This window comes from Winogradskyella wichelsiae (assembly GCF_013403925.1).
Lineage (GTDB): Bacteria > Bacteroidota > Bacteroidia > Flavobacteriales > Flavobacteriaceae > Winogradskyella > Winogradskyella wichelsiae.
In genome coordinates this window covers 1-926 of the sequence record NZ_JABFDJ010000038.1, presented here as the reverse complement: position 1 = coordinate 926, position 926 = coordinate 1, and the positions used below count along the sequence as shown (strand labels likewise).

2 protein-coding genes are annotated in these 926 nt (G+C 28.4%); both read left to right on the top strand.

All coding sequences use genetic code 11. The annotated features are described in order from the left end of the window. Positions 1-145: 145 nt before the first annotated feature. Positions 146-388 (top strand): hypothetical protein, encoded by a 243-nt coding sequence (locus tag HM985_RS17080; RefSeq protein WP_173589550.1) that lies wholly within the window; start codon positions 146-148, stop codon positions 386-388. After that, positions 379-696, top strand: coding sequence for a type II toxin-antitoxin system RelE/ParE family toxin (locus HM985_RS17075; RefSeq protein WP_173589549.1), 318 nt, complete (start codon positions 379-381; stop codon positions 694-696). The genes HM985_RS17080 and HM985_RS17075 overlap by 10 nt, the downstream gene beginning before the upstream one ends. The last annotated feature ends 230 nt before the right edge of the window (positions 697-926 follow it).

Below are 926 nucleotides of genomic sequence, written 5' to 3'. Positions count from 1 at the left end.
CTAAACCGCTGAAAAAAAAATCTTTTGAACGTCTAAATATTAACCAAAAAGAGTCAACCTATATCAGTATAATACAAATTCGTGAAATCAAGAAAATTAGAAGTTTAAATTGATAATTTTGTATCTTTGATAAAAAGCTAATAAAATGGATTTACAAACAAGAAAACTGGAACTTATTCAAGAGTTTTTAAAGATTCAAAGTGAAGATGTTATTTCACGACTTGAAAAAATCCTTAGAAAAGAAAACAAGAATTTTGATAATGGTGATTTTAAACCAATGACAATTGAGGAATTTAATTCTCGAATTGACAAATCTATGGAAGATTCAATAAATGGTCGATTAATAGAATCTAGCGAATTAAAAGCCAAGATGGATAAATGGAATTAAAATTATTTTGGACTGATTTTTCTCAAAAAGAACTAGAAAAAATTTATCAATACCATCGAGAAAAAGCAGGAATTCGAATAGCAAAAAAACTCGTTAACGGTATTTATAACGAAACTATAAAATTACAAAGGCAACCGAAAATTGGACAAGCCGAAGAGCTTCTTAAAAATAGAAGTCAAGGGTTTAGATACCTTGTCTATAAAAACTATAAAGTCATTTATTGGATTAACAAGAACGAGAACAGAATTGAAATAAATGATGTTTTTGATACTCGCCAAAACCCAATAAAAATAGAACGAAAAAAATAAAAGCCAGTTGCCAACATCGTGTATAATTAATTGCTTGGTTCTTGACTACTTACGAAAATACTCTCGTATTTTCTATTCGGTTTTTATTTGCTAACTTACTCGCTTAACCACGCAACTAATCATACACAAACACGTTGTACCACATTAAAGAAATGAATTTTCCTGAAATAGGTTGACTAAAAATTAAGCAATTAATTACAGTCACTTATGAAAACACAAAATGAACACTG

Coding starts and splice junctions, on each gene's coding strand:
- HM985_RS17075 (WP_173589549.1), top strand. CDS start 379: ATGGAATTAAAATTATTTTGGACTGATTTTTCTCAAAAAGAACTAGAA.
- HM985_RS17080 (WP_173589550.1), top strand. CDS start 146: ATGGATTTACAAACAAGAAAACTGGAACTTATTCAAGAGTTTTTAAAG.